Genomic DNA, 25143 nt, shown 5'->3' with positions numbered 1-25143 from the left:
TAACTTTACGTTAGACAGATAAAGAAAAAGACAATGAAAGATATAGCGAGACAACAGATGAGTATAAAGGTGGAAAGCATGGATATGCTTAACGCCCAAATACAAATGGAGGGAAAAGCATCTGCCTCTTATTTGGCCATGGCCTCTTGGTGCGATCAACGGGGTTATACAGGCAGTGCGGACTTTATGTACCAACAAGCGGCCGAGGAAAGGGAGCATATGATGAAGATTTTCAAGTTCGTCAACGATTGTGGCGGAAATGCCATTTCACCTGAAGTAGCGAATATCAACCATGATTTCTCTTCTTTGGAGGAAGTTTTCGAAACGGCCTTGACCCAAGAAATAGAAGTAAGTAAATCGATCAACCGAATAGTTGCCTCCGCTAGGAAGAATAGCGATTTTGGCGTTGAAAACTTTATGCAGTGGTTCGTTACCGAACAATTGGAAGAAGAAAAATCCATACGCGACATCTTAGACCTATTTGAACTGATGGGCCGCGACGGTATTGCCTTGAAGCTGATCGACGAACGCATCAAAGCAGCATAACACACTCAGGCTAACTCAAGAAAAAGGCTGTCTAACAAGTTAGACAGCCTTTTTTATATGCTTATGGTTTCTTGAATTAATCCCTTCCGCCAAGTACTTGCATTCCCCAATAGACCAAGGTGGCCAAAGAACCGATAGCCGCAACCAAGTAGGTTCTTGCAGCCCACTTTAAGGCATCCTCTGAGCCCTTGTATTCTTGCGGGGTCACTATGTTCTTTGCCTTCAACCAGGCCAGGGCACGGTTACTGGCATCGTATTCTACAGGTAGGGTGATAAAACTGAACAGGGTGGCCATGCCCATCATAACCAATCCGGCAACCGCGATCCAGTACCCAAGACCAACACCTGCGGCAGCACCAAGCATCAGACCGCCAAAAACGACCCACATAGACATTCCTGAGGTAACGCTTACTACAGGCACCAATTTAGAACGCATGGTCAACCATTCATATGCCTGCGCATGTTGCACGGCATGTCCACATTCATGCGCCGCTACCGCTGCAGAAGCTGCATTTCTTTGGTTATACACACCCTCACTTAGATTTACCGTTTTGTTCTTTGGGTTGTAATGATCGGTAAGCATACCGGCGGTAGAAACAACCTTAACATCGCGAATACCATGGTCGGCCAACATTTTTTCGGCAATCTCGGCACCGCTCATTCCATTGCTCAAATGCACCTTGGAATAATACTTAAACTTGCTCTTGAGCTTACTGCTCACCAACCAGCTTACTAAAGCTATGGCTCCTATCAAAATATAATATCCCATCATAACTATATTCCTTTTTTAAATTAAATTTAAAGATAATCAAAAACTCTTCATTTCAAATACCGTCTCACTTCCCGTACACATGAAGTGCGGCTTTTCATAATCCACACGAACGCAGACCCTCTGCAATCCGCTAGCTTATCAAAAGCAAAAACCCCGCCAAAAGAAATTGACAAGGTTTTGCTAAATAAATTCTGCCAAAATGTCTTTGGCCTATTTGTACTTGAACTTTAAAACGAGCATTAAAAAAAGGAGGCAGGCCGTTACGGCATTGGCCAAGGTAACAGGTAGGCTACTGATCATCAAACCGTAGATCAGCCACAGTACTACCCCTACAAAGAGCACCAGATAGGTCGTAAGCGAAATGTCTTTGGTAGATTTGTCTACCCAGGTTTTGTAGACCTGGGGCACATAGCCGGCCGTGGTCAGAATAGCGGCCACCAACCCGAGAATTTCAATATAGTCCATATTACACCAAGTTGATGGCCGTATAGCTTAGCCTACGATATTAACAATTTTACCGGGCACCACGATCACTTTTTTAGGCGTACGCCCTTGCAATTGCTGCTGTGTTTTTTCATGGGCCATTACCGCCGCCTCAATTTCATCTTTGCTCAAGTCTAGCGGAAGCTCTAGTTTAAAACGCATTTTTCCATTGAAGGAAACCGGGTATTCCTTACTGCTTTCCACTAGGTATTTTTCTTCGAATTTCGGAAAGGCTACCGTAGCGATCGAACCCTCATGACCTAATTTACTCCAAAGTTCCTCGGCAATATGGGGCGCGTAGGGCGATACTAAAATTGCCATGGGTTCCAACACCGCACGGCTGTTGCATTTCTGCGAACTCAATTCGTTTACTGCGATCATAAAGGTAGACACCGAGGTATTGAAACTAAAGTTCTCGATATCTTCCTCAACTTTTTTAATGGTCTTGTGCAGGGTCTTGTAACTGTCTTTTGACGGTTCGGCTTCCGACACCTCAAAGGCACCTTCAGGGCCCGAATGGTACAAACGCCATAGTTTTTTCAAGAAGCTGTGTACCCCCGTGATACCTGCAGTATTCCAAGGCTTGGATTGCTCCAAGGGCCCCAAGAACATTTCGTACAGACGCAATGAATCGGCCCCGTACTCCTCACAAATGGCATCGGGGTTGACCACGTTGTATTTGGACTTGGACATTTTTTCGACTTCGCGAGATACTTTGAAAGTTCCATCTTCTTCAGTTATAAACTGAGCATTCTTATATTCTTCTCGCCAATTTTTAAATGCTTCGACATCTAATTCATCCGAAGCGTTAACGAATGATACATCTGCATGTAGAGGCATGTCAAAACTCCGCCCTGTCCACAAACGGATTTCGACTTGTGTTTTAGGAAACTTCTCAGTCAACTTTTCTCCAATCCTATTTGTCACCTGTTTTACGGACTCAGTTAAGTTTTTGAACTCAGCCTTGTCGCAACTTACAATTTTGTCTCTAACATTTTTAGAAACAAATACTGGGTTATCACTTATAACTTTTGATTGAAAATCACTTATCTCCTTTTCATCATAACCTCCATCAACAATTGTACTCACCTCATATGCAACCTTATAAACAAAAGCACTAGTACCAGTAATCATCCCCTGATTGATCAGCTTTTTAGCAAACTCATCTTTAGGCACCAAACCTAGGTCAAACATAAACTTCTGCCAGAAACGGCTATATAGCAAATGCCCCGTAGCATGTTCGCTTCCCCCAATGTACAAGTCCACATCTTGCCAATAGTCAATGGCTTCCTTGGAGAAAATTTCATTTTCATTATGTGGATCCATGTAACGGTTAAAGTACTGTGAGCTTCCCGCCCAGCCCGGCATGGTATTCAACTCAAGAGGAAAAACGGTCTTATTATCAATCTTATCATTCGCAACAACCTCATTCTTCTCCGTATCCCAAGCCCAGACGGCAGCATTGCCCAAAGGCGGCTCCCCGGTTTCGGTAGGTAAATATTTATCGACTTCCGGTAATTTTATGGGCAAATATTCAGCAGCGATCATTTGCGGCATTCCATCTACATAATACACAGGAAAGGGCTCGCCCCAATAGCGCTGACGGCTAAAAACGGCATCGCGCAGGCGGTAGTTGACCTTACCTGTTCCCACACCCAATTTTTCCAATTCGGCAATGGCCTTTGAAGTAGCCTCCTTATAGCCCAAGCCGTTCAAGAAATCGGAATTGGCGATAACGGTGGTCGCCTTATCGGCAAAGGCTTCCTCCGATATATCGACCCCTTCAAAAATATTTGGGATGGGAATATTGAAATGCTTGGCAAAATCGTAATCCCTTTGATCTCCACAAGGCACTGACATTACGGCTCCCGTACCATATCCGGCCAATACATAGTCACCGATCCAAACCGGAATCGGCTCTTTGGTAAACGGATGCTCGGCATAGGCTCCGGTAAAGACACCCGAAATGGTTTTTACATCGGCCATACGTTCACGTTCGCTACGTTTGGCTGTAGCTTCTATATAGGCCTCTACCTCCGCCTTCTGTTCGGGCGTGGTTATCTTGGTGACCAGTTCGTGTTCTGGGGCCAAGGTCATAAAACTCACCCCAAAAATAGTATCGGGGCGGGTCGTAAATACGGCTATCTTATGTTCCGATCCTTTTAAGGCGAACTCCACCTCGGCACCTTCACTTCTACCGATCCAGTTGGTCTGTGAATCTTTCAGGGGCTGCGGCCAATCTACCGTATTTAAGCCATCGAGCAAACGCTGGGCATAGGCCGTGATACGCATGCTCCACTGGGTCATTTTTTTACGGACTACCGGATGCCCCCCGCGTTCGGAAACCCCATTGACAATCTCGTCGTTGGCCAAGACCGTACCTAGGGCAGGACACCAGTTGACCTCGCTTTCCGCCAAATAGGTCAGGCGGTATTTTAATAAAATTTCTTGTTTTTCCTTAGCTGAAAAGGCCTTCCAATCGGCCGCCGAAAACTGCGCTATATCTTCGTCACAAACCGCTTGCACATTCACATTTCCTTCCGCTTCGAAGATGGCAACCAAACTATCGATAGCTTCCGCCTTGTCGGAAGTTTTGTTGTACCACGAATTGAACAACTGAATAAAGATCCACTGCGTCCATTTGTAATACTGGGGATCGGAAGTACGTACCTCACGGCTCCAATCAAAAGAAAAGCCCAACTGATCCAGTTGCCTCCTATAGGTTTTTATATTGGCTTCCGTAGTAATGGCCGGATGCTGTCCGGTCTGGATGGCGTACTGCTCCGCCGGCAAACCAAAAGAATCGTAGCCTTGCGGGTGCAAGACATTAAAACCTTTATGCCTTTTATAGCGTGCATAGATATCGCTGGCGATGTACCCGAGCGGATGCCCCACATGTAATCCGGCACCTGAAGGGTAAGGAAACATGTCCAACACATAGTACTTTGGTTTATCGGAATTGTTCTCGGCCTTGAAGGTTTCGTTCTTGGCCCAAAAGTCTTGCCAATCTTTCTCTATTTTCCTAAAATCGTAGTGCATCTGATATCTTTCTTTTCAATGTGGCGCAAAAATAAGTTTATTCAATTTACTTTCCTAAATTTACGCCCGTATACGCGATTATGGGTAAGTCTTTTGAACAATATCAGAAACAAAAATTGATATCATCTTATTTTTCGGTGGTATTGAGCATTGCATTGGTGCTATTTTTATTGGGAATTTTGGGTCTTCTGGTCATTAACACCAAGAAGATGGCCGATCATTTTAAAGAACAGATTACCATTTCCATTTTCCTAAAGGATGAAGCCAAAGAGTCGGAAATAGACCAATTACAAAAAAACCTTTTACAGGCCGAACATACCAAAAGTGCGGTATTTGTCTCAAAAGAAGAGGCTGCCGAACAGCACAGTGAGGAAATAGGCGAGGATTTTCAGGATTTCTTAGGGTACAATCCGCTTAAAAACTCCATCGACCTACAATTACGGGCCGATTATGTCACCCCCCAAGAAATCGATTCATTGGCCACCACCCTTGCCCAAAAAGCCTATATTGAAGAAGTAAGTTACGACAAGCCCTTGGTCGGCCTTTTGAGCGAAAACGTAAAACGGATCAGTTTTTGGATCTTGATCGCCAGTGGCGCGCTTACCTTTATCGCCATCTTACTCATCAACAGCTCTATACGATTGAGTATTTACTCGAAACGCTTTATCATCAAGACCATGCAAATGGTAGGGGCCACCAAGACCTTTATTCGCCGTCCTTTTATATGGATGAACATCAAACTGGGCATGTTCGGCGCCCTAACCGCGCTTTTGGCCTTGACCGGAGTCTTGTATTATTTAGACCAAAACTTTCCGGAACTGGAACTCTTTAAGGATATGGAACAACTGGGCTTGCTCTATACGGCAATTTTTGTCTTGGGTATTTTCATATCACTGATCAGCACCTTTTTCGCAACACAACGGTTCTTGAACCTCAGAACCGATGAACTCTATTATTAGGCCCGCCAATACTAGCAGAAACGCCCTTGATACAATAAACCTTTACGACCATAAACTTTTTTAAATAGAACTTCGTTAAATTTGCAGCATGGGTAAGAAACAAAAAGAACAGACAGGCAAACAGGTCACGCAAGAATTTATTTTTCAGAAAAAGAACTACACCTTCTTTTTCGTCGGTCTTGCATTTATAGCCATAGGCTTTATACTCATGAGCGGTGGCGGTAGTGACGACCCCAATGTATTCAACGAAGACATCTACAGTTTTAGGAGAATCCGTCTGGCCCCGACCCTTGTCCTCATAGGCCTGGGTATTGAGATATACGCCATATTGTTGAATCCGCACAAGAAGAAAGACTAATTTGGAGACGCTAGACGCCATCATTCTCGGTATCATTCAAGGATTGACCGAATTTTTACCTGTATCATCAAGTGGACATTTAGAATTGGGAAAAGCCATTTTGGGCGACCATTCCGTACCCGAAGAAAGCCTATTGTTTACCGTGGTACTACACTTTGCCACCGCCTTGAGTACCATTGTGGTTTTCAGGAAAGACATATGGGAAATCATCAGCGGTCTTTTTAGTTTTAAATGGAACGAAGAAGCCCAATTCTCGGTAAAGATTATCATATCTATGTTGCCCGCCGTTTTCGTGGGTCTCTTCTTTGAAGAACAACTGGAAGCCTTTTTCGGGGGCAACGTTCGCTTCGTAGGCTTTATGCTATTGATAACGGCCGTTCTTTTATATTTTGCCGACAAGGCCAAGGACACGGATAAAAAAGTTAGTTTCGGCAACGCACTGATCGTAGGTATCTCACAGGCCATAGCCATGTTGCCGGGTATATCAAGAAGTGGTGCCACCATCTCCACATCGGTACTTCTGGGCGTAGACAAGACCAAGGCGGCCCGTTTTTCGTTCTTGATGGTCGTACCCCTGATTTTTGGAAAAATAGCAAAAGACCTTATGAGCGGTGACCTTAACTTTGACGGCGGAAACAATGTTGCCATGGGCGCAGGTTTTATCGCTGCCTTTGTAGCCGGTCTCGCCGCCTGTACCTGGATGATCCAATTGGTCAAGAAGAGCAAGCTTTCTTACTTCGCCATTTACTGCTTTGTTGTAGGTCTGATCGCCATTGCCTACGGTTTTATGAGTTAGAGCGATTTCAGTTTCGCTAAAAAGGGATTAATATTTTTTACATGGATTCGCGTAGCAAAGAAGACTTTCTTGACGGACAAATATTGCTTATAGACAAGCCGCTAGGATGGTCGTCTTTTCAAGCCGTAAACAAATTAAAATGGGCCATTCGCTCAAAATTCAAGCTCAAGAAGTTTAAAATCGGCCATGCGGGAACCTTAGACCCTTTAGCCACGGGACTACTCATTATTTGCTGCGGAAAGTTCACCAAGAAAATACCGGAGCTTCAAGGCCAGGTAAAGGAATATACAGGCACCATTACCCTCGGCGCCACGACCCCTTCGTACGATCTGGAAACCGAAGTCGACCAAACCTACCCTACCGAACATATCACCGAAGCCTTGCTCAACGAGACCCTCTCACAGTTTATAGGCGATATCGAGCAACGCCCCCCTGTATTTTCAGCCCTAAAAAAAGACGGTAAACGCCTTTACGAATATGCCCGAGAAGGAAAGGATGTGGAAATAAAAACAAGGACCGTAAACGTTTCAACTTTTGAAATCACCGAAATGAAACTGCCCGAGCTAAAATTCAGGATTGTTTGCAGTAAAGGCACCTACATTAGATCCTTGGCACACGATTTGGGACAAGCATTAGGGAGCGGAGGCCATTTATCTGAACTCAGAAGAACCAAAATAGGAGGATACAACGTAAATACAGCCACAGACCCTAATGTTTTTGCGGAAAATCTACTGGGAAAAACGACAAAATCGTAAAAAGAACACCTTAGCCTTTCCGTTCAACGAATAATTAAAATATTTTTTTAAAATTGTGGTTATACCACCATGACCTTGAACCGTAAACACTTATCGTTTCTTATCACCATCTTTTCGATGTCCATAATCGTGTTGGCCTTGTACAACATTCATTTAGGGCAAGAAAAGGAGCAGGACGAGTACGTGGTGGAAATGATGCTGGAAGAAGACATTGAAGAACTTCTCGAAAAAAAGGAAGAGCTAAAGGAGGAAATTGAAAAATCGGACCCCCTTAAAAGCCATATGGCGTATAACGAAGCGGCAAAGCCCAGCTACGGCAACCCAGAACCCTTGAAAACCCTTGAGGAGTTGATGGAGGAAAAATTGGCCGCCGAGAATAACGACGACCCAACGGGCATGCTTTCCGATTCCGAATATGCCGAACGCGTAAAGGAACTAAAAAAGAAGCGCGAGGAAGCCAAGCAGCTATTAGGCGAAAAAGAAGCCCAAAAGAAAGAATTCACCAATAACTTGGCCAAACGCCGAACTTCGGTTTCCTATTCTTTGGTAAACCGCAGCTACTACAAATTACCCCCTCCCATATACACCTGTATAGAAGGAGGAAAAGTGGTCATAAACATTCAAGTAGATGCCACAGGTAATGTTGTCGATGCCGATTACAACGCCAAAAGCTCCGGAACCACTAACGGTTGTCTTATAGACAACGCCATAGCCTACGCTTTAAAGGCGAAATTCAGCTCTGGTGAAAAGTCCATACAAAAAGGCACGATCACCTACCTATTTCAAGGGAAGGCGCGCTAAGAGCTCTTTCAACATTGTTTGCCCCTTATCTTTATTGTACCACTGCTGTATTTCCTCTTTGATTTCAGGTAACAGCGTTCCGTGTTTTGCCTTATGGTCGGCCACCAATTTTGCGGCAGGCTCAGGTCGGGGTCCCCAATCAGCAAGTACTTCTTGGTTTTCACGGTCCCAAAAAATCAATTTAGGGATAGACATTCCGCCATTGGTCAAAAACTGGTTCATAAGGTCTATATGCTCATCCCTCAAAACCACTTTGAAATCGATATGTTCGCTCAACTGGGCCACCTTATTGATAACGGGCAAGGCCGGGGCCGCATCCCCACACCAACTTTCAGTCAAAACGATCAGTTGCAAGTTTTTATCGAGCTTGGCAATTTGAGCAACATGTTCATCACTGAGTTTAACGGTCTTATCAAAACGTTTCATCCGCCTATCGTTAAGCATGGTATAATTGGCCAAGGCTTCGGTCTGGTTCGGTCCGGTAGACTTCCCCTCTAAGGCCAATTGGCCAACCATGGCACGATAATCGTCGTAAGAAATTGCTTGCGACAAGGCTTTTTCAAGTAATTGCTGGGTATTGTTCAATGTTGTAGGTATTGCCATTTCAATCTTCTTTAATTCATTACAAAGTTAACACTCCGTCGGTACAGCATGCGTAACTTGGGTAACATTGGTAGCACTTTCCCACAAGAACTTACATCTCCCCAGCTGAACGGGGCCTCAAAAAAGACAAAGTTCGATTTACATTACTAAAACGCACTTTCAATGCATTGATCCAAAGGGCGCCTTCCACCAAAAAAACCATTAGCACACAAACCTTGATTCATAATTTCTTAATATTGGACTGTAAAACATCGATTGAAAGTAACACAAGTATAACCTTTTGTTCATAAAGGCGTATTTTCGCGATTCAAAAAACAAAATGGAAAAACAAAGATGCGGTTGGTGCAAAGGCGACGCCCTTTACGAGGCCTACCATGACATAGAATGGGGGGCACCGGTAAAGGACGACGATACCCTTTTCGAGTTTTTGGTCTTGGAAACCTTTCAGGCCGGATTGAGCTGGATTACCATTTTAAGGAAGCGCGAAAATTTCAGAAAGGCCTTCGATAATTTCGATTACCGGAAAATAGCGCGGTACGAAGAAAATAAGATCCAGGCCTTGCTGAACGATGCCGGTATCATCAGAAACAAATTAAAGGTAGGTGCAACAGTTTCCAATGCTTTGGCGTTTATGAAGGTACAAGATGAATTTGGGAGTTTTAGCACTTATGTTTGGGGGTTTGTAAACCATAGCCCCATAAAGAACAGGGTAGAAAATTACAAAAACGCCCCTGCCACCACAGAAATTTCGGATGCCCTGAGCAAAGACCTGAAAAAACGAGGTTTCAAATTTGTGGGCAGTACCGTAACCTATGCCTTTATGCAGGCCGTAGGTATGGTCAACGACCATGAAATCTCATGTTTTAGGTATGGGCAGGTGTAGTTAAAAATGAACCTTACAGAAAGTATAGCAATATGAATGTTAAGTCTATTTTCCTTTTAGTATTTATTTTGGCCTTTAGTTCAGCTTCACTCCTTGCCCAAGTCAAGAGCGAACGGGAACACCGCATCCGAAAATCGCAATTTCCGGAAAAGCCGCTATTGACCATTGAAAAAAAAGTGGAAGATGCCAGGCAAATGCGTTTTTACAAGGAAATAGACAGCAACGAGGTCAGCTACAAGGTCAAGTTTAAAAAAGACCGTTTGCGCTACGGTATAAAATTCAACAACGACAGCAAGATCGAAGGCATTGAATTTGAAATAAAGCCGGTAGACATTCCCAACGATTCCTATTCCCAAATCATCGCTTATCTCGAAAAGAATTTCGAAAAATACCGCGTACAAAAAATTCATCAACAATATCTTACCAAAGGTAATGACATAGACCAAAGTCTAAAAGATGCCTTTCAAAACCTGATGCTCCCCTCCATTACCTACAAATTTGCCGTCAAAGGCAAGAAAAGTGGTAAGAACGTTGAAAAATTTGAAATCATCTTTAATGCCGAAGGTAAATTGGAACTGATCAAAAAGGCCCTACCTCCAAATTACGACCATGTACTATATTAAAAGGTTCTTTATCGTTTTCGGGGTATTGATGGGCAGTTTGGCTTACTGCCAAGAGAATCTCACAGGCTACTTTCAGCCCGATATTTCGTTAAAATATAAGGTGAACACCCACTACTCGCATAGTTTTAAGGTGGCCCAGCGCGCCTATATTTACGAAGATGATTTTTCGTACCGTATCAGACAGATTGACCTTGTTCACTTTTCCTCTTTTAAGGTCGATTCCAAACAAGGTTTGGCCCTTGGGGTACAGTACCGGTTTAGGGAATCATTCGACGAGCCGGAAGAGAACGAACTAAGGATAGTGGAGCAATACAAATATTCGCATAGGAACGAAACCCTTAATATGGGCAGCCGTTTTCGGGCCGAACAGCGCATCAGTCCCTCGTTGACCATTCATCGATTCCGATATCGCCTTGCCATCGACTTTCCGTTAAAAGGCGAAGAACTTGCGGTAGGGGACCCCTATTTTTCAGCTTCCGCGGAAGCGCTTCTCAGTGTGGCCAAGGGCGATAAACCCGAGTACGACCAACGCCTGACATCGCATGTGGGCTGGTTGCTCGGACAGGGAACAAAACTGGAAATCGGTGCCGAGTACCGCGCGGAAGACTATACACATACCACGGAACACATCTTCTTCTTACTCACCTCGCTTATTTTCAGCCTCTAGAATTTGAATGAATTCAGAACGGGGGATTTCTTGCCCCCCCAAACTCTCAAGATGGGACGTATAGATCTGGCAATCGATGAGCCTATACTTTTTAGCTTCCAGTTCCTGAGCCATTTTGATGAAGGCAAACCTTGAGGCATTGCTTACCTTGCTAAACATGCTTTCACCGCAAAAAATAGTCCCTAGGTCCACCCCGTAGAGTCCACCCACAAGCCTATCGTTTTCCCAGACTTCGTATGAGATGGCATATCCTTTTTCATGCATTTTCAGATAGGCCCTTTTCATCTTATCGGTTATCCACGTGCCGTCTTGATCTTCTCTTTCTATGCTGGAACAGGCTTCGATGACCGCTTCAAAAGACTGGTTTTTGGTCAACTTAAACCGGCCGTCGCGTAATACTTTACGCATGCTTTTAGAGATTTTCACATCCTTTGGGTGAAGTACCATTCTAGGGTCGGGACTCCACCACAGCAATAGCGCATCATTATTGAACCACGGAAAGATGCCGCTTTTGTAGGCCAACAGCAAACGTTCGACCGACAGATCGCCCCCGGCCGCCAACAGGCCATCGTCTTGGGCGTATTCCACCGGTGGAAACACCAAGGCCTCGCTGAGAAAAAATAGGCTGTTTTGAGCTTCGCTTCCTTTCACCTTTTCGTTTTAGATATATTGCAAAAATAGCCAAAAGCCCCGTTAGGCAGTGTAGCTAACGGGGCTTTTATAATCTTCTTCACGGACTTATCAGCCCATGTAAAACTTAGAAGGGTAAATCGTCGTGATCTTCCTCATTTAGGTTGTCAGCAGGCTGAAACGCTTCCGCTGGTGGCACAGGCGGCATTCCTGGTGCACTTTGCTCCGCTTGAACGCCTTCGATTCTCCAACCTTGGATAGAGTTGAAATATTTAACCTCACCCTGTGGGTTGGTCCATTCCCTACCTCTTAAGTTGATGCTGATCTTTACGTCTTGACCTACACTAAAGTTATTCAACAAATCGGTTTTATCTTGTACAAACTCTACCATTATATGTTGTGGGTACTGTTCTTCGGTAGTTACCACTATCTCGCGCTTTCTAAACCCGTTATTCCCGAAGGTTTGGGTTTCCCCGATCATTTTTACTTTTCCTTGAACTTCCATGATTATGAATTATATGTGAACTAATTTTTATAGTGGATAAAAGTAGTTTTAATCGCATAATCCACCTAAAAAAACAAAAAGAAGTTATTAAAGGTTATCAGCTATAAGCGATAATAGAATTTTACCCCCAAGGATGGGTTGGGACCAAAATCCCGGCCTTCCCCATCATACATGGAAGAATACCATTCGCGAAAAACATCGGTGCTTTCCAGGTTTTCCGCATCGAGATATTCACTCTTGCGCCAACGGAAACCGATTCCGCCATAAAAATTCAATCCGACCTTTTGTCCCAAGTTCAAAAACAAACCAAACTTAAGGTGCATTCCATATTTTTGACGTTGGTATCTCGCCCGGTCATAACGAAAATCTTCACCGTTTTCAGCCTGATACTCCCCATTGGAAAAAATATTGGCCTGGTCGATATAAAACAGTTCGGCAGCAATATATTTTAAGGTTCTAGTCTTAGGGTTGAGCACATAGTAAAACTCGGGCCTTACTTCCCATAAGCGATAACTATCCCCAAGATGATTGCTTAAGAAGGCTATTTCCTTATTGCCATAACCCATATCCAGACCCATTTTCAAATGGGGAGTCACATGCTGGATATAGCCGACCCGTAATCTAGGGGCATAAATATCGAAAGACGAAAAAGGACTAAAAGTGATATACGAAGAGGCCCCGCTTTGACCGGAGACATCATTTTCCTGCGAAAATGCATGGGGCACGACCATAAGAAACAAGAGCAAAACGGACAGATGGGTTTTCATAATACGCAAAGGAATAGGTGACCATTAATTTCACCTGAAACACTTTGCCCCATATAAACCCTACTAAAATACTGGTTTTCCAGTAGATTTACTCCGCCAACAATACCTTCCATGCAGAAAGCACATCGTTCTTATGTAAATATTCTTGGGCCTTTAACTCTAGCGGCTTTCTTTCCCCTCCACTGAGCATAGACCTTATTTCAATATGCTCCGCCACGAAATCTTCTACCGATTTGCTATCGGGTATTTCCTCTATATTGCCCAACATTCCCAAATCGTTACCGGTAAGGGTCTTGCTAAAACGAATATGCTCGGGTATTTGATCAAAGCCGATTCCCAAGGAAGACAAAGGTTTGGGTACTTCGAACAATCCTAGATTGGCCCTGCTGTACCAATTGCCCCCCATACGCGCCACTTGATCGATCTTATGTTGGTCGATCACCCCCTTGTCATCGAGAACATCGGGGTCGACATGTATTTTTACCACTTCGGAAAATACCAAGTTACCCGCACCGCCTTCACGCCCCAAGGCCTCTACCTTGGTTACCTTACATTCAAATTGCACAGGTGATTCGGCCACACGGAAAGGCCTTACGATATCTGAAGATTGCATGGTCAGGCCCGCTTTTTCAAATTCGTTCACTCCCTTGGCGTATTCGGTACTCGACAAAGACATTTGCTGTACCATACTGTAATTGACGACATTTATAACCACCTCCTTGGTCAACAACACGTTCTGCAAGGTATGCTTTGTGGTGTTGTCACGCACCCTACGCGCCGGAGAAAAAATCAAAATAGGAGGCTTGGCGCTGAACACATTAAAAAAACTAAAGGGAGACAGGTTGGGGTTTCCCTTTTCATCTACCGTACTGGCAAACGCAATTGGCCTAGGACCTACGGCCCCCAGAAGATAAGCATGCAACTGAGCGGTAGAAACCGCTTCGGGTAGTACTGAAATCATTTCTTTTGCCATAGGATAAAGATAAGAAAATAGAATCCATCAAAAACACCGATGCCCATCTCCCCTACACTTTTTTCTTCATATTTACCTTATCTTTGACGGGTTCAACCCTTAACGAAATACGGGCTTGGCCCCATTCAATAGGTATTTATGCGGATGAATTTCAATCCTAAAAATAAAACATCGAATTTCATTTTACTCATTACCTCCTTTGGTATAGTGAGCCTTATACTGTGGAATACGAACAGTTTCTTTAAAAAGTTCAAGGAAGAAGAACGGCTTAAGATGGAAATTTGGGCCACGGCGCAGTCGGAATTCCAACAATCGTCGGAAGACACCGATTTGGGCAACCTACACCTCAAAGTTTTTCAGAACAACACCTCGACCCCCATGATCTTGGTCAACAAAGACGGCTCGTACAAGACCAATAACATGGACAAGCAAAAAGTAAGCGACTCCGTGTATGTTCAAAAAAGAATACGGAAGTTCGAAAGCGAGAACAAACCTATTTCGATAAACCAACAGGGCGAACATTTGGCTACGCTCTATTACGGCAATTCGGAGGTTTTGAACAAATTGAAATACTACCCCATAGCCCTCTTATTGATCATGTTTTTGTTCGGGGCGGTAATCTTCTTCTTTTTTAAGACCAACAAGGCCTCTGAACAAAACAAACTATGGGCGGGCATGGCCAAGGAAACGGCACACCAGATCGGCACCCCCCTATCTTCCTTATTGGGATGGAACGAACTTTTGAAAAGCGAAAACATCAACCCCCAGATTACCAAGGAAATCTCAAAGGATATCTCTAGGCTAGAGACCATTACCGAACGTTTTTCAAAAATAGGCTCGTTACCCAAGCTCGACCCCCACGATATTGTCAAAGAAACCAAGGATGCCTACGACTACCTAAAATTGCGTAGCTCAAAACTGATCGATTTCTCGTTCTCTTCAAATGTAGGGCAGCTTCCGGTATTACTGAACCGCTCCCTATATAATTGGACGATAGAAAACCTGGTCAAAAACGGTATCGACGCCATGAAGGGCAAGGGAAGCATCCACATAGAGATACGAAGCGAGGGCAAACAAGTACATGTACAAGTTTCGGATACGGGCCACGGCATACCCAAAAGTGACTTCCAAACCATTTTCAACCCTGGGGTAACCAGCAAAAAAAGAGGTTGGGGTTTGGGCCTTTCTTTGGTAAAAAGAATCGTTGAAGAGTACCATAAGGGGAAGATAAAAGTACTTTCGTCGAATAAGGAGGGTACAGTTATGCAGGTTACCCTAAAGGCTTTAAGTTAGAAGGTCGAAAACCCTAAGACCTCTATTTTCGTATAAAAAGAGTATATTCAGAAATAAGAGATTTTATTTTTTACAAGCAGTTGAAATGGCAAAGGAAAAATTAGTGATGATCAAGGAAGCGGAACTGACAAACAATTGCCCGGAATGCTTCAATCAAGATTTAAAGGTTTCTTTTTACCAAAAACACAAGTACGGCAAACTCTTTCACTCTATCACGAATGAGGTTACCCATGAAATCGTATGCAATAAATGTGAGTCAAAAATCTATCCCGTAAGTTGGACCGACGATATTGAGCGTAGTTTCAAGTACTACCAAAAAATGGTGACCCCTGACCGCAACACCTTAAAATTCACTTCCTTATTCTGGATTTTAACCTTACTTATCGTGGCCATAGTGGCCGCAGGTATTTATTTCCTGATGCAGCAGACCTAGCCTAGTTCGGCGCGAATCTTTGCGGCAATCGTTTCAAATTCTTCCTTGACAAGTGAGACCTTATGCTGAAAAGTAGCCTCTTGCATGCTGTTCAAAGGTATAAGATGAACGTGAACGTGCGGCACCTCAAGGCCAATGACCGTCATCCCTACCCGTTTGCAATCGACGGCAGCTTCAATGGCCTTCCCAACTTTTCGTGAAAAGGCCATGAGTCCCATATAGGTAGCCTCGTCAAGATCCATGATCTTATCTACCTCTTTCTTCGGTATACAAAGCGTATGTCCCTTGGCGTTGGGGTTGATATCTAAAAAGGCGAAATAGTCATCGTCTTCCGCTATTTTATAACAGGGAATTTCGCCGTTGATGATTTTTGTGAAGATCGATGCCATAGCGCTCTAAAATTTTATGCTCGTGTAATCTCTAAAATATCGAATTTCAAAGTTCCGCTCGGTACGGTTATCTCAGCGGTATCACCTACCTTTTTACCCAATAGCCCTTTACCAATAGGTGAGCTTACCGAAATCTTGCCCGTTTTCAGGTCGGCCTCGCTCTCGGCTACCAAGGTGTATTTCATTTCCATACCGTTGGTCTGGTTCTTCAATTTAACGGTAGAAAGCACCAGCACCTTAGACGTGTCTAATTGAGATTCATCAATAAGACGTGCATTGGAAAGGATTTCCTCCATCTTAGAGATTTTGAGCTCCAACAGCCCTTGGGCCTCTTTGGCCGCATCGTACTCCGCATTTTCGGAAAGGTCACCCTTATCACGTGCTTCGGCGATGGCTTGGGAAGCCTTGGGTCGTTCAACATCTTTCAATTGATTCAACTCGTCCCTTAATTTTTGTAGTCCTTCTTTAGTGTAGTAAGATACGTTACTCATATGATACTCATTTAATATATCAGGTAAAATAGGAAAATCCTCTACATAGACCGTAACACTGCAGCCATTTTAGAGAGGATTTAACGCAAATATACATAAATTTTGTTCACTTTTGCTGTACGGATTTTTAACCTACATCCTTTTCTATGAAGCGTTTGTTCAGCATACTTATTGTCTTATCAACCTTATCGTGCAGTAAAGATGGGGTTGTCCGCAATCCCTACTTGCAAGAGGTGGGTTTTCGATTCGATATGAACCTTAACCTTCCCAAGTACAGTCAGCTGACCAATATCGGAAGTATCGTTTTTGTCGACAATGCGGGTGTGGGTATAAGAGGTGTTTATGTCATTCAATCGGGTATTGACCAATACCGTGCCTTCGAGGCCACGTGCCCCAACCACGTGCCCAACGATTGCTCTACTATGACCCAGAACGGCCTGGAGGTTACTTGTTCGTGCGACGACCTTGTTTACAACCTATTCACCGGTCAGCTGATCAACCCACCGGAAGAGGGCAAGCGGTATTACGATATGCTCGAATATCGCGCCACACGCAGCGGTAGGATCATACTGGTCACCAACTAGCACTTTTACTCGTTTCTACAGCGCTCCATAATGGCATTGAAAAGTTCACCCGTACTAGGGTCAGAAATGGCATTGCGTATGGTGGCCACATCGGTACTGAACAAAAAAAGGACTTTAACAATTGCCCGAAAACACGAATACCCGGGCACTCGTCTATAGACTCCCTAAAATACGGTCCATTACCCAACTGGTATGCAAGGCCGTCTTTCCTGTTGACGGATGGCTTTTACCCCCGAACAGATCCTCCCTTAAATTTTCAACATGAAATTGCTGCACATGTTCGGGATGGGCTACAAACAAGCGCTCTTCGCCCTTGGCATTAATCAAGGCCACATCGGCCTCCTCAAAAACGGAAAAAACGATCTTACCTTCACTTCCGTAAATCTCGACCAAGTCTTCTCTTTGGTGGGTTCCAAAATTCCATGTACCCGAACCCGTTATGCCTTTTTTATGAAGCCAATGCCCCGTTATGGCATCTTTGGCGGTATACAAGCCCTGTTGGTTCAGTGCCGTTCCATAGGCCTCGTCAAAATCACCCAACAAATAGGCAAAGAGATCCAGGCCGTGACTCGCCAAATCGTCAAAATACCCACCCGGGGCCACTTGGGCATCGGTACGCCAATTGTACTGCCCGCTCAAATCGACTTCGTTGGGCGGTTTTCCCAAAAACCAACGAATGTGGCGGACTTCCCCTATTTGATGGGTATCCAACCATTCCTTCACCTTTAAAAAACGCGGTAAGGAACGACGGTAATACGCTACGAAAAGGGGTGTATTTTTCTTTGCAAATGCTTGCTCGATCTCAAGACTATCGGCATAGCTCGGAGCCATCGGTTTTTCAATACAACAAGGTTTTCCCGCGGCGGCAACCTTTAGCGCATATCGCTTATGACTATCGGGAGGCGTGGCGATATAGACGGCATCGACCTCTTTATCATTTATAAGGGCATCGGCATCTGAATAATACTTAGAAACACCATGTCTTTTGGCGTAATCAGCAGCTTTCCCGGCATCGCGCCGCATAACGGCCACAACTTCAAATCCCTTGGTTTTTTGATAGGCCGGTCCGCTTTTCACTTCGGTTACATTTCCGCAACCTAAAATACCCCAGCGAATTTTCTTTCTCTCTTCCATACAGTCGACACTTTGAATCAGTAGTAAACTACCTCGGGGCAAGCCTCGAAGCATTTAATCTTGGTTATCAAGTAAAAATAACGGATTTAAGAACAGCTTCTAAGCGTCGATAGAACTAATTCCATAAGTTTTTAACGCCATCCGATTACGAAGAAAAACAACCGCGGCATTAAAACCTAACCGTAGCCCCCAATAAGAAATTCGTTCCTGCCTGTGGATAGTAATAGATATCCCCACCTCCATAATCCGCCCCGTTCGAAACAAACTTTGAATCAAAGATATTGTTCACCAAACCGGATAGGGTGATGCTCTTAATAAAAGTATTTACATCAATTTGATATTGAATATTGAAATCGGTCTGGGAATACCAATCCAACACCGAGTCTTCGTTATGAATATTGTTCATGTATTGTTTTCCCACGTATTTGTTCAACAACGACAACTGCAGATTGTAAAGGGGATTGTAGCCCAAAACGTTACCCGTAATAATATTAGGCGAAAATGCGATGGGGGTATTGCCCAATTCTTCCAAGACGCCATTGTTCTCCGTAAAAAAATCTAAGTTCTTATTAGAGCTTACAGCTAAATTCGGTCGCCAGAAAAACTTCTTCCCGATCTGAATATTTGCATCCAACTCGAACCCGAGTCGGTAACTATCCCCAACATTGGCACGCAACGGAGCCCCTACATCGTTGAGCTGCCCTGTCAACACCAATTGGTCTTTGTACTTCATATAATAGGCATTGGCATTCAGCTGGAACGCAGTGGAGACATAACGCCACCCCAACTCAAAATCGTTCAATTTTTCCGATTTGGGACTTCCTCCCTCGTAATCGTTCCTATTCGGCTCACGATTAGCAACGGCATAACTGAAATAGAAATTGTTATTAACATCCAAGTTAAATACGACCCCCGCCTTAGGGTTGAAAAAACCAAAGGTATCATCAACAAGTCCGGTATCTTCCCCGTTGGCCGAATAACCAACCCTTCTATATTGAAGGTCAGCAAAGAGACTCCATTTATCGTTTAGACCATAATTCACCTTTGAATACACATTGAAATCCGATTTATTGGAATCGTCATCATAATACCTATCGCGAATATGGCTATCGGTGGCATAACGCGCCCAAATAACTTCACCGAAGTGATCCCCTTGATACGAGTTCCATCCTCCCCCTAAAATAACATCTAAACGGTCTTTGGTATAATTGGCCGAAAAAACCAGGCCGTAGAACTTGTTATCTAACCAACGACGACGTATCAAATCGGTCGTTTCAACCACATCGCCATTCACTACTATGGGATCAAAGCCGTATGTTGCAAAGTCATCTTCTTGTTTGTACTGTTCAAAAAATCCGCTCCCTTTGGTAAAATGAAGGGCTACATTGGAACTCCAATTCCCTGAAAGCTTCTGATTCCAAAGAAATTGGGCATGGTTTTGCTTGTAGTCATCCACCTCATTGTCATAATATTGCCCGTCTCCGTTTTCATCGGTGTAGGCGCCCGCCGAATTATAGGTTCTATCCTCTAATAAGGTTTTCGCATCAACGCCGTTCCATGCCTGATAAGTCACCTCATGCCCACCAAAGAGTAAGGCCTTCAATTGTGTTTTACCGTCGTTGTAGGCCGCTTGCAAGAAGTAAGAATCCAAATCAGAGGAAGCCCTATCCACATAGCCATCTGAAGTTATTCGCGACAATCGACCTGAAATCTCTATGCGATCATTGAGTAGGCCCGTACTGAACTTGATGTTGTTCCTAAGCGTATTAAAGCTTCCTACGGACGATGAAACCTGTCCATAGGCTTCGTCAGAAACGGCATCCGTCAATAGGTTCAGACTAGCCCCAAAGGCTCCTGAACCGTTGGTAGACGTTCCCACACCACGCTGCAGTTGCAAACTTTCGGTAGAGGAGGCAAAATCGGGCATATTGACCCAAAAGGTACCATGCGACTCAGAATCGTTATAAGGTATACCGTTTATCGTAACATTAACGCGCGTATTGTCACTACCACGTACGCGAATACCTGTATACCCAACTCCCGCACCCGCATCGGAGGTAGTTACCACCCCGGGCAGAAAATTCATAAGAATGGGAATATCTTGACCCAAATTACGCGAAGCGTATTCTTCTTTTTTAAGATTGGAAAAAGTTACGGGGCTAGCCTTATTGACCCTAATGGCAGAAACAAAAACCTCATCTAAGTTAATTTCTTTGCCGGTAAGGGAATCGATTTCCTTTTCCTGGGCAAGAACCTGGCCCGTAATTAGCAGACCGACCAAAAGCATTACACTGTGTTTCATTCGTATAAATTAGCTACGAATAAAAGGGGCCTTATTCCATATGTTGTTTTGAAAATTCGTCCAATTACGGACCGGCATAAAAAATCCAAGAAGTGAAAAAAATCACTGTCCCTTGGCAGCATTACCCGCCCAGGTTCATTGGGTATAATCTCAGCTTATCTTGATTCAACCGAAGGCTTTATGGCGGCCTTGACCGTTTCAAGGGTTCGCACCCCTTTGAGATGGCACAAATATAGCTCGGGCCTTTTACATTTCATAACGAATTTGATTAAAAGACAGGGCTTCGATCATCGATCGTGCCATAGCCTGCAAACAATTAACGCCTATCGGTAAACCCTATTAGTATTATATCCGTATTTTTAGAAAGACTTTTGTGGAACATACGAACATGGTAAACGCCTCTAAAAAATCTAAAAACAAATTCACCTTAAAAATTATCGCCAGCTATCTTATTTTGGCGATGCTGGCGGCAGCCGTCGGTTATTTCGTATATACCGAGATACAAACCTATATTTCAACCGAAACCGCCGATGTAAACGATGAAAAATTACTGCGGACAAGTTCGTTGATGACCAATCTTTACGAGGCCGAAAGTCTTTCTAAGCTCGCCCTACAGAGCGACGAGAAAATCAATTTTGATGCCTACGCCCTTAAAATAGACTCCATACAGATAGAAATCGACACCCTAAAGCAGCTGATGTTGGGCGAAGAACAAAAAAGTCTGTTAGATAGCCTGCAGATTCTATTGAGCCAAAAAGTAAGCAACAACAACGAGTTGCGAAAATTGAAAGTCAAAAGCAAATCGGCCAATTCGTTGGACAAGGCCTTAAAGGAATTTGAAAAAATAGAGGAATCCTTCGGCAAATTTTCAGCAGAAAACCTTTTTACCGACTTCGACCAGTTGTCGCCAAAGGTGCAGCAATCCCTAAGGGACTATGCCGACCTGATCAGCAAAAATGTTCCCAATTCAGGCGATAACACCAAGAACGCCGCCTATGTAGATTCTATTTTGAACGTTTCAAAAGCTATGCTGAAAAAGGCCAAATTGGCCGATACCCGATCGCAACGCTCCTTGGCGCAAAAGGAAATCGAGGTAAACCGTAATGACCTTGAACTCTCGCGCCAGCTCCAAAACATTATTGCCGCCTTTGAAAAAGAAATTATAGCCAGCAGTTACAACACCAGTATCGTAAAACGGGAAACCCTAAAAAGAACTACCCGGATCGCCGGTTTGGCGGCACTTCTTGGTTTTATGATCGTGGGCATCTTTTCTTTTTTGATTACGAGGGACTATTGGAAAGTACAGACCTATCGAATGCGGTTAGAAAAAGAAAAAAAATTCTCCGAGTCGCTTTTAAAGAGTCGCGAGCAGCTAATCTCTACCGTAAGCCACGATTTGCGCACGCCGTTAAATACCATTAGCGGATATTCGGAACTACTCGAAAGCACAGGACTTACCCGCAAGCAAAACGGTTATATAAAGAATGTAAAATCGGCCTCGGAATATGTTGGCAATCTAGTGAACGACCTACTCGATTTTTCAAAACTGGAAGCAGGTAAGCTCAAAATCGAAAAGGTTCCTTTTATCCCGGCCCATTTGATTCAAGAAACCGCAGAAAACCTTCAGGCCCTAAACGTGCAAAAAGGCCTAAAATTAATCTTGGAAATCGCCCCACAACTTCAGCAAACCGTATTGGGCGACCCGTTCAGAATTCGACAAATACTGACCAACCTTATGGGCAACGCCTTTAAGTTTACCGAGCAGGGCCAAATTAAGATCATAGCCACCGCAACCAAGGGCAAGGACAAGGCCATAACGGCACGTATTCAAGTGGTCGACACAGGTATAGGCATTGCCAAGGAAAAACAACATTTAATATTCAAGGAATTTACCCAGGCCGACAGTGATACGGATAAAAAGTTTGGCGGTCACGGACTAGGACTCACCATTTCAAAAAAACTGGCCGAACTCTTAAAGGGCAGCTTGACCCTTGAAAGCCAATTGGGCTTAGGAAGTACGTTTACCCTACAGCTACCCCTTGAAATTACCGATGCGGTAAAAAAGCCAAATAAGGAAATGCCCTACTTGGCCCCCAAACTACGTATGTTGATTATTGACGACGATACGGCCTTATTACATATGTTACGCGAACTGGCAGAGAGTATGGGCATTACGACGCATACCTTTACCAATTTTCTTTCCATAGAAAAAGACTCCCACTTGGCCTATGATATAGTACTTACCGATATTCAAATGCCACAGGTAACTGGGTTTGAAGTATTGAAAAAACTCAAATCCGGGGCCTACAAGCACTATACCGACCAACCTATCGTTGCCATGACCGGCAGAAGAGACCTAGGACCGGAAGCCTATATTGGGGTCGGATTTTCCCAAGTGCTGCAAAAACCCTTTCCAAAAGGGGAACTTATTGCCACACTCAAGCTACTGGGCATTACTACCCAAGACGAAGCGCCCAAAGAAGGAAAGAAGACAGCGGCCCTTGGCCGTGAACCCAAATTATATAACCTTGATATCATCCATTCTTTTTTAGGAAGGAACGAAGATGCGATCCAAGACGTACTGGGTACCTTTTTAAGCGACACGGAAACCAATATGAAACTTCTTGAGGAAACGGTAGGTGCACAAGACTACCCTCAGGTAAATCAAGTAGCCCATCGTATGTTGCCCATGTTTAGGCAGCTGAAAGCCCAAAGCTGTGTAGTTGCATTGGAACACATGGAAGTTGCGACCCCAAAAACCATGGACCATAAGACCCTTTCAGGTTCATTTGCGAATTTAACATCAGATGTGGCCGATTTAACAAGCGAACTCAAAGAGCGCCTGGCTACAAGTCCAGATTATAATGATTGATTTTATTATAAAGCGTTTTCCGTGTAACCTGAAGTAGTTTTGCCGCCTTCGACTTATTGAAATTGGTTTTTTTCAAGGCCTTGATAATGCGGTCCTTTTCAAATTCCGATTTTGAAAAATTCTCTATGGTAGTCGTTTTTTCTTGCGGTTGAAGCACCTCTCGTGGCAAGGCTTCCATTTGAACCTCATCGCCCGTGGTCAACAACACGGCCCTTTTTACTACATTCTGTAGTTCACGAAGGTTACCCGGCCAGTGGTATTGCTGAAAAGCTTCCCAAACTTCCGAAGAAAATCCGTCAACGTTTTTATCCAAGCTTGCATTCGCCTTGTTCAAAAAATTCTCGGCAAACAACATCAAGTCCTCGAATCGTTCCTCTAGGGAAGGAATCTGTATGGAGAATTCATTCAATCTATGAAAAAGGTCTTCCCTAAAAGTACCTTTCTCCACTGCCTCGGTCAGATCTTCGTTCGTAGCCGTAATGATACGCACATCTACATCAATCTCTTTTGTACTACCTACGCGTTTTATTTTTCTTTCCTGCAGGGCGCGAAGCAACTGTATTTGGTTCTCGTACGATAGGTTACCCACCTCATCCAAGAACAAAGTCCCCTTATTGGCAGCTTCAAAATTTCCTATTTTATCTTCTACCGCTCCGGTAAAACTTCCCTTTATATGTCCAAAAAACTCACTTGTCGCCAATTCTTTGGGTATGGCACCACAGTCGACAGCAATAAAATTAAAGTCCTTCCGCCTGCTATTATCGTGAATGGCCTTGGCCGTCACCTCCTTACCCGTTCCGCTTTCACCGGTAATTAAAACCGACATATCGGTAGGGGCCACCAATTTTATATAATCTTCCAATTTTTTGGAAGCCTCGCTCACCCCTTTAACTATAGTATTCGTTCTTCCCTCCGAGCTGGCCGGCTTGGAACCATTTTGTTTCGGATCCTTTTTCGACCCTTCGCCCTCAATTGGTTTGGTTTGGGCCATACTGACCTCTACCTTTAAGGCGTTGTCTAAGATCATTACGATTTCGTCGGGGGTAAAAGGCTTCGAAATGTAGTCAAAAGCCCCCTTTTTCATGGCATTTACGGCCGTACCAACCTCAGCATAACCGGTCATAACGATTACCTGGGTCTTTGGGCTCACCTCTTTTATATCGGTCAGTAACTGTATACCGTCATAATCGGGCAAACGCAAATCGGTCAATATCAAATCAAAATCGGTTTTCCCGAATTTTTCCTTGGCATCTGGGGCTGTAAAGCTCGTCTCTACTTCGTAGCCGTGTCGCGTCAAAAACTTTTGAAGCATCTGACAAAAAGCGGCGTCATCTTCAATGATTAAAAGGTTTGGCATAAAGCTGTTTAGTATTCTGTATCTATCTACGTAAAAATAGCACAAGAAAGCTGTCTCTCCTCTAAATTTATCATAAAAGATATTTTTAAAAAAGGGGCAAAACACAAAAAAGGAACCGTTATATCACG

26 protein-coding genes are annotated in these 25143 nt (G+C 44.0%); 13 read left to right on the top strand and 13 right to left on the bottom strand.

What is annotated here, in order from left to right:
- The first annotated feature begins 33 nt into the window (after positions 1-33).
- Positions 34-546: a ferritin gene (locus BW980_RS03180; RefSeq protein ID WP_076453476.1), complete on the top strand. Its 513-nt coding sequence runs from the start codon at positions 34-36 to the stop codon at positions 544-546.
- A 76-nt stretch (positions 547-622) separates the two neighbouring features.
- On the opposite strand, the gene BW980_RS03175 is transcribed toward BW980_RS03180, so the two are convergent.
- The 3 genes from BW980_RS03175 to BW980_RS03165 all read right to left on the bottom strand — a co-directional run bounded on the left by BW980_RS03175 (position 623) and on the right by BW980_RS03165 (position 4840).
- On the bottom strand, positions 623-1318 hold the full coding sequence (locus BW980_RS03175; RefSeq protein WP_013992682.1) for a zinc metallopeptidase: 696 nt from the start codon (positions 1316-1318) through the stop codon (positions 623-625).
- A 210-nt stretch (positions 1319-1528) separates the two neighbouring features.
- Positions 1529-1783: a SemiSWEET family sugar transporter gene (locus tag BW980_RS03170; RefSeq protein ID WP_076453475.1), complete on the bottom strand. Its 255-nt coding sequence runs from the start codon at positions 1781-1783 to the stop codon at positions 1529-1531.
- A gap of 27 nt (positions 1784-1810) precedes the next feature.
- On the bottom strand, positions 1811-4840 hold the full coding sequence (locus BW980_RS03165) for a leucine--tRNA ligase (RefSeq protein WP_076453474.1): 3030 nt from the start codon (positions 4838-4840) through the stop codon (positions 1811-1813).
- Between the two features lie 80 nt (positions 4841-4920).
- Here BW980_RS03165 and BW980_RS03160 point away from each other — a divergent pair, with 80 nt between their 5' ends.
- The 5 genes from BW980_RS03160 (at position 4921) to BW980_RS03140 (ending at position 8509) form a co-directional block, all read left to right on the top strand.
- The gene (locus tag BW980_RS03160; RefSeq protein ID WP_076453473.1) at positions 4921-5799 is read left to right on the top strand and encodes a cell division protein FtsX; all 879 of its coding nucleotides are present in this window, start codon (positions 4921-4923) and stop codon (positions 5797-5799) included.
- Between the two features lie 88 nt (positions 5800-5887).
- Positions 5888-6157 (top strand): DUF3098 domain-containing protein, encoded by a 270-nt coding sequence (locus BW980_RS03155; protein WP_076453472.1) that lies wholly within the window; start codon positions 5888-5890, stop codon positions 6155-6157.
- Between the two features lies 1 nt (position 6158).
- Complete coding sequence (locus BW980_RS03150; protein WP_076453471.1) at positions 6159-6953, top strand: undecaprenyl-diphosphate phosphatase; 795 nt, start codon at positions 6159-6161, stop codon at positions 6951-6953.
- A 41-nt stretch (positions 6954-6994) separates the two neighbouring features.
- Positions 6995-7708: a tRNA pseudouridine(55) synthase TruB gene (gene truB / locus BW980_RS03145; protein WP_076453470.1), complete on the top strand. Its 714-nt coding sequence runs from the start codon at positions 6995-6997 to the stop codon at positions 7706-7708.
- Positions 7709-7825: 117 nt separating this feature from the next.
- Positions 7826-8509: an energy transducer TonB gene (locus BW980_RS03140; RefSeq protein WP_317042172.1), complete on the top strand. Its 684-nt coding sequence runs from the start codon at positions 7826-7828 to the stop codon at positions 8507-8509.
- Here BW980_RS03140 and BW980_RS03135 read toward each other — a convergent pair.
- Entirely contained in the window at positions 8486-9112 is a 627-nt protein-coding gene (locus BW980_RS03135) for a thioredoxin family protein (RefSeq protein ID WP_076453468.1), read from the bottom strand. The two genes, BW980_RS03140 and BW980_RS03135, sit on opposite strands and share 24 nt — an antisense overlap.
- Positions 9113-9431: 319 nt before the next feature.
- Here BW980_RS03135 and BW980_RS03130 point away from each other — a divergent pair, with 319 nt between their 5' ends.
- From BW980_RS03130 to BW980_RS03120, 3 genes are read left to right on the top strand one after another with little or no spacing between them, the layout of a single operon-like run.
- Positions 9432-9995, top strand: coding sequence for a DNA-3-methyladenine glycosylase I (locus BW980_RS03130; protein WP_076453467.1), 564 nt, complete (start codon positions 9432-9434; stop codon positions 9993-9995).
- A 32-nt stretch (positions 9996-10027) separates the two neighbouring features.
- Positions 10028-10618 carry a hypothetical protein gene (locus BW980_RS03125; protein WP_076453466.1) on the top strand — a complete coding sequence of 197 codons (591 nt, stop codon included), beginning with the start codon at positions 10028-10030 and terminating at the stop codon, positions 10616-10618.
- Positions 10605-11285, top strand: a complete 681-nt coding sequence (locus tag BW980_RS03120; protein WP_083690329.1) for a DUF2490 domain-containing protein — start codon at positions 10605-10607, stop codon at positions 11283-11285. The genes BW980_RS03125 and BW980_RS03120 overlap by 14 nt, the downstream gene beginning before the upstream one ends.
- Here the strand turns inward: BW980_RS03120 and aat are convergent.
- The 4 genes from aat to BW980_RS03100 all read right to left on the bottom strand — a co-directional run bounded on the left by aat (position 11256) and on the right by BW980_RS03100 (position 14160).
- Entirely contained in the window at positions 11256-11936 is a 681-nt protein-coding gene (gene aat / locus BW980_RS03115; protein WP_076453465.1) for a leucyl/phenylalanyl-tRNA--protein transferase, read from the bottom strand. The two genes, BW980_RS03120 and aat, sit on opposite strands and share 30 nt — an antisense overlap.
- 106 nt (positions 11937-12042) lie before the next feature.
- Entirely contained in the window at positions 12043-12420 is a 378-nt protein-coding gene (locus tag BW980_RS03110; RefSeq protein WP_076453464.1) for a DUF3127 domain-containing protein, read from the bottom strand.
- A 101-nt stretch (positions 12421-12521) separates the two neighbouring features.
- On the bottom strand, positions 12522-13187 hold the full coding sequence (locus BW980_RS03105) for a hypothetical protein (protein ID WP_076453463.1): 666 nt from the start codon (positions 13185-13187) through the stop codon (positions 12522-12524).
- 88 nt (positions 13188-13275) lie between these two features.
- Entirely contained in the window at positions 13276-14160 is an 885-nt protein-coding gene (locus tag BW980_RS03100) for a flavin reductase family protein (protein WP_394333487.1), read from the bottom strand.
- Between the two features lie 144 nt (positions 14161-14304).
- On the opposite strand from BW980_RS03100, the gene BW980_RS03095 reads away from it, so the two are divergent.
- Together BW980_RS03095 and BW980_RS03090 are read left to right on the top strand one after the other, a co-directional pair.
- On the top strand, positions 14305-15453 hold the full coding sequence (locus BW980_RS03095) for a sensor histidine kinase (RefSeq protein ID WP_076453462.1): 1149 nt from the start codon (positions 14305-14307) through the stop codon (positions 15451-15453).
- A gap of 85 nt (positions 15454-15538) precedes the next feature.
- A complete protein-coding gene (locus BW980_RS03090) occupies positions 15539-15886 on the top strand; it encodes a hypothetical protein (RefSeq protein WP_076453461.1) in 348 nt (115 codons plus the stop codon).
- Here the strand turns inward: BW980_RS03090 and BW980_RS03085 are convergent.
- Positions 15883-16275: an HIT family protein gene (locus BW980_RS03085; RefSeq protein WP_076453460.1), complete on the bottom strand. Its 393-nt coding sequence runs from the start codon at positions 16273-16275 to the stop codon at positions 15883-15885. The genes BW980_RS03090 and BW980_RS03085 overlap by 4 nt on opposite strands.
- Before the next feature lie 14 nt (positions 16276-16289).
- A complete protein-coding gene (gene greA, locus BW980_RS03080) occupies positions 16290-16766 on the bottom strand; it encodes a transcription elongation factor GreA (RefSeq protein ID WP_076453459.1) in 477 nt (158 codons plus the stop codon).
- Positions 16767-16912: 146 nt separating this feature from the next.
- Between greA and BW980_RS03075 the strand changes: the two genes are divergently transcribed.
- A complete protein-coding gene (locus BW980_RS03075; protein WP_076453458.1) occupies positions 16913-17350 on the top strand; it encodes a hypothetical protein in 438 nt (145 codons plus the stop codon).
- A 153-nt stretch (positions 17351-17503) separates the two neighbouring features.
- Here the strand turns inward: BW980_RS03075 and BW980_RS03070 are convergent, their stop codons facing one another.
- Together BW980_RS03070 and BW980_RS03065 are read right to left on the bottom strand one after the other, a co-directional pair.
- Complete coding sequence (locus tag BW980_RS03070; protein WP_076453787.1) at positions 17504-18484, bottom strand: Gfo/Idh/MocA family protein; 981 nt, start codon at positions 18482-18484, stop codon at positions 17504-17506.
- Between the two features lie 169 nt (positions 18485-18653).
- Complete coding sequence (locus BW980_RS03065; RefSeq protein WP_076453457.1) at positions 18654-20786, bottom strand: TonB-dependent receptor; 2133 nt, start codon at positions 20784-20786, stop codon at positions 18654-18656.
- A 373-nt stretch (positions 20787-21159) separates the two neighbouring features.
- On the opposite strand from BW980_RS03065, the gene BW980_RS03060 reads away from it, so the two are divergent.
- Complete coding sequence (locus BW980_RS03060) at positions 21160-23658, top strand: hybrid sensor histidine kinase/response regulator (RefSeq protein ID WP_139327578.1); 2499 nt, start codon at positions 21160-21162, stop codon at positions 23656-23658.
- On the opposite strand, the gene BW980_RS03055 is transcribed toward BW980_RS03060, so the two are convergent.
- Positions 23633-25015, bottom strand: coding sequence for a sigma-54-dependent transcriptional regulator (locus BW980_RS03055; protein WP_076453455.1), 1383 nt, complete (start codon positions 25013-25015; stop codon positions 23633-23635). The two genes, BW980_RS03060 and BW980_RS03055, sit on opposite strands and share 26 nt — an antisense overlap.
- Between the last annotated feature and the right edge of the window lie 128 nt (positions 25016-25143).

Source organism: Zobellia uliginosa, assembly GCF_900156625.1.
GTDB classification, from domain to species: Bacteria; Bacteroidota; Bacteroidia; order Flavobacteriales; family Flavobacteriaceae; genus Zobellia; species Zobellia uliginosa.
The sequence above is the reverse complement of the archived record's forward strand: the minus strand, read 5'-3'. Positions and strand labels throughout refer to the sequence as shown.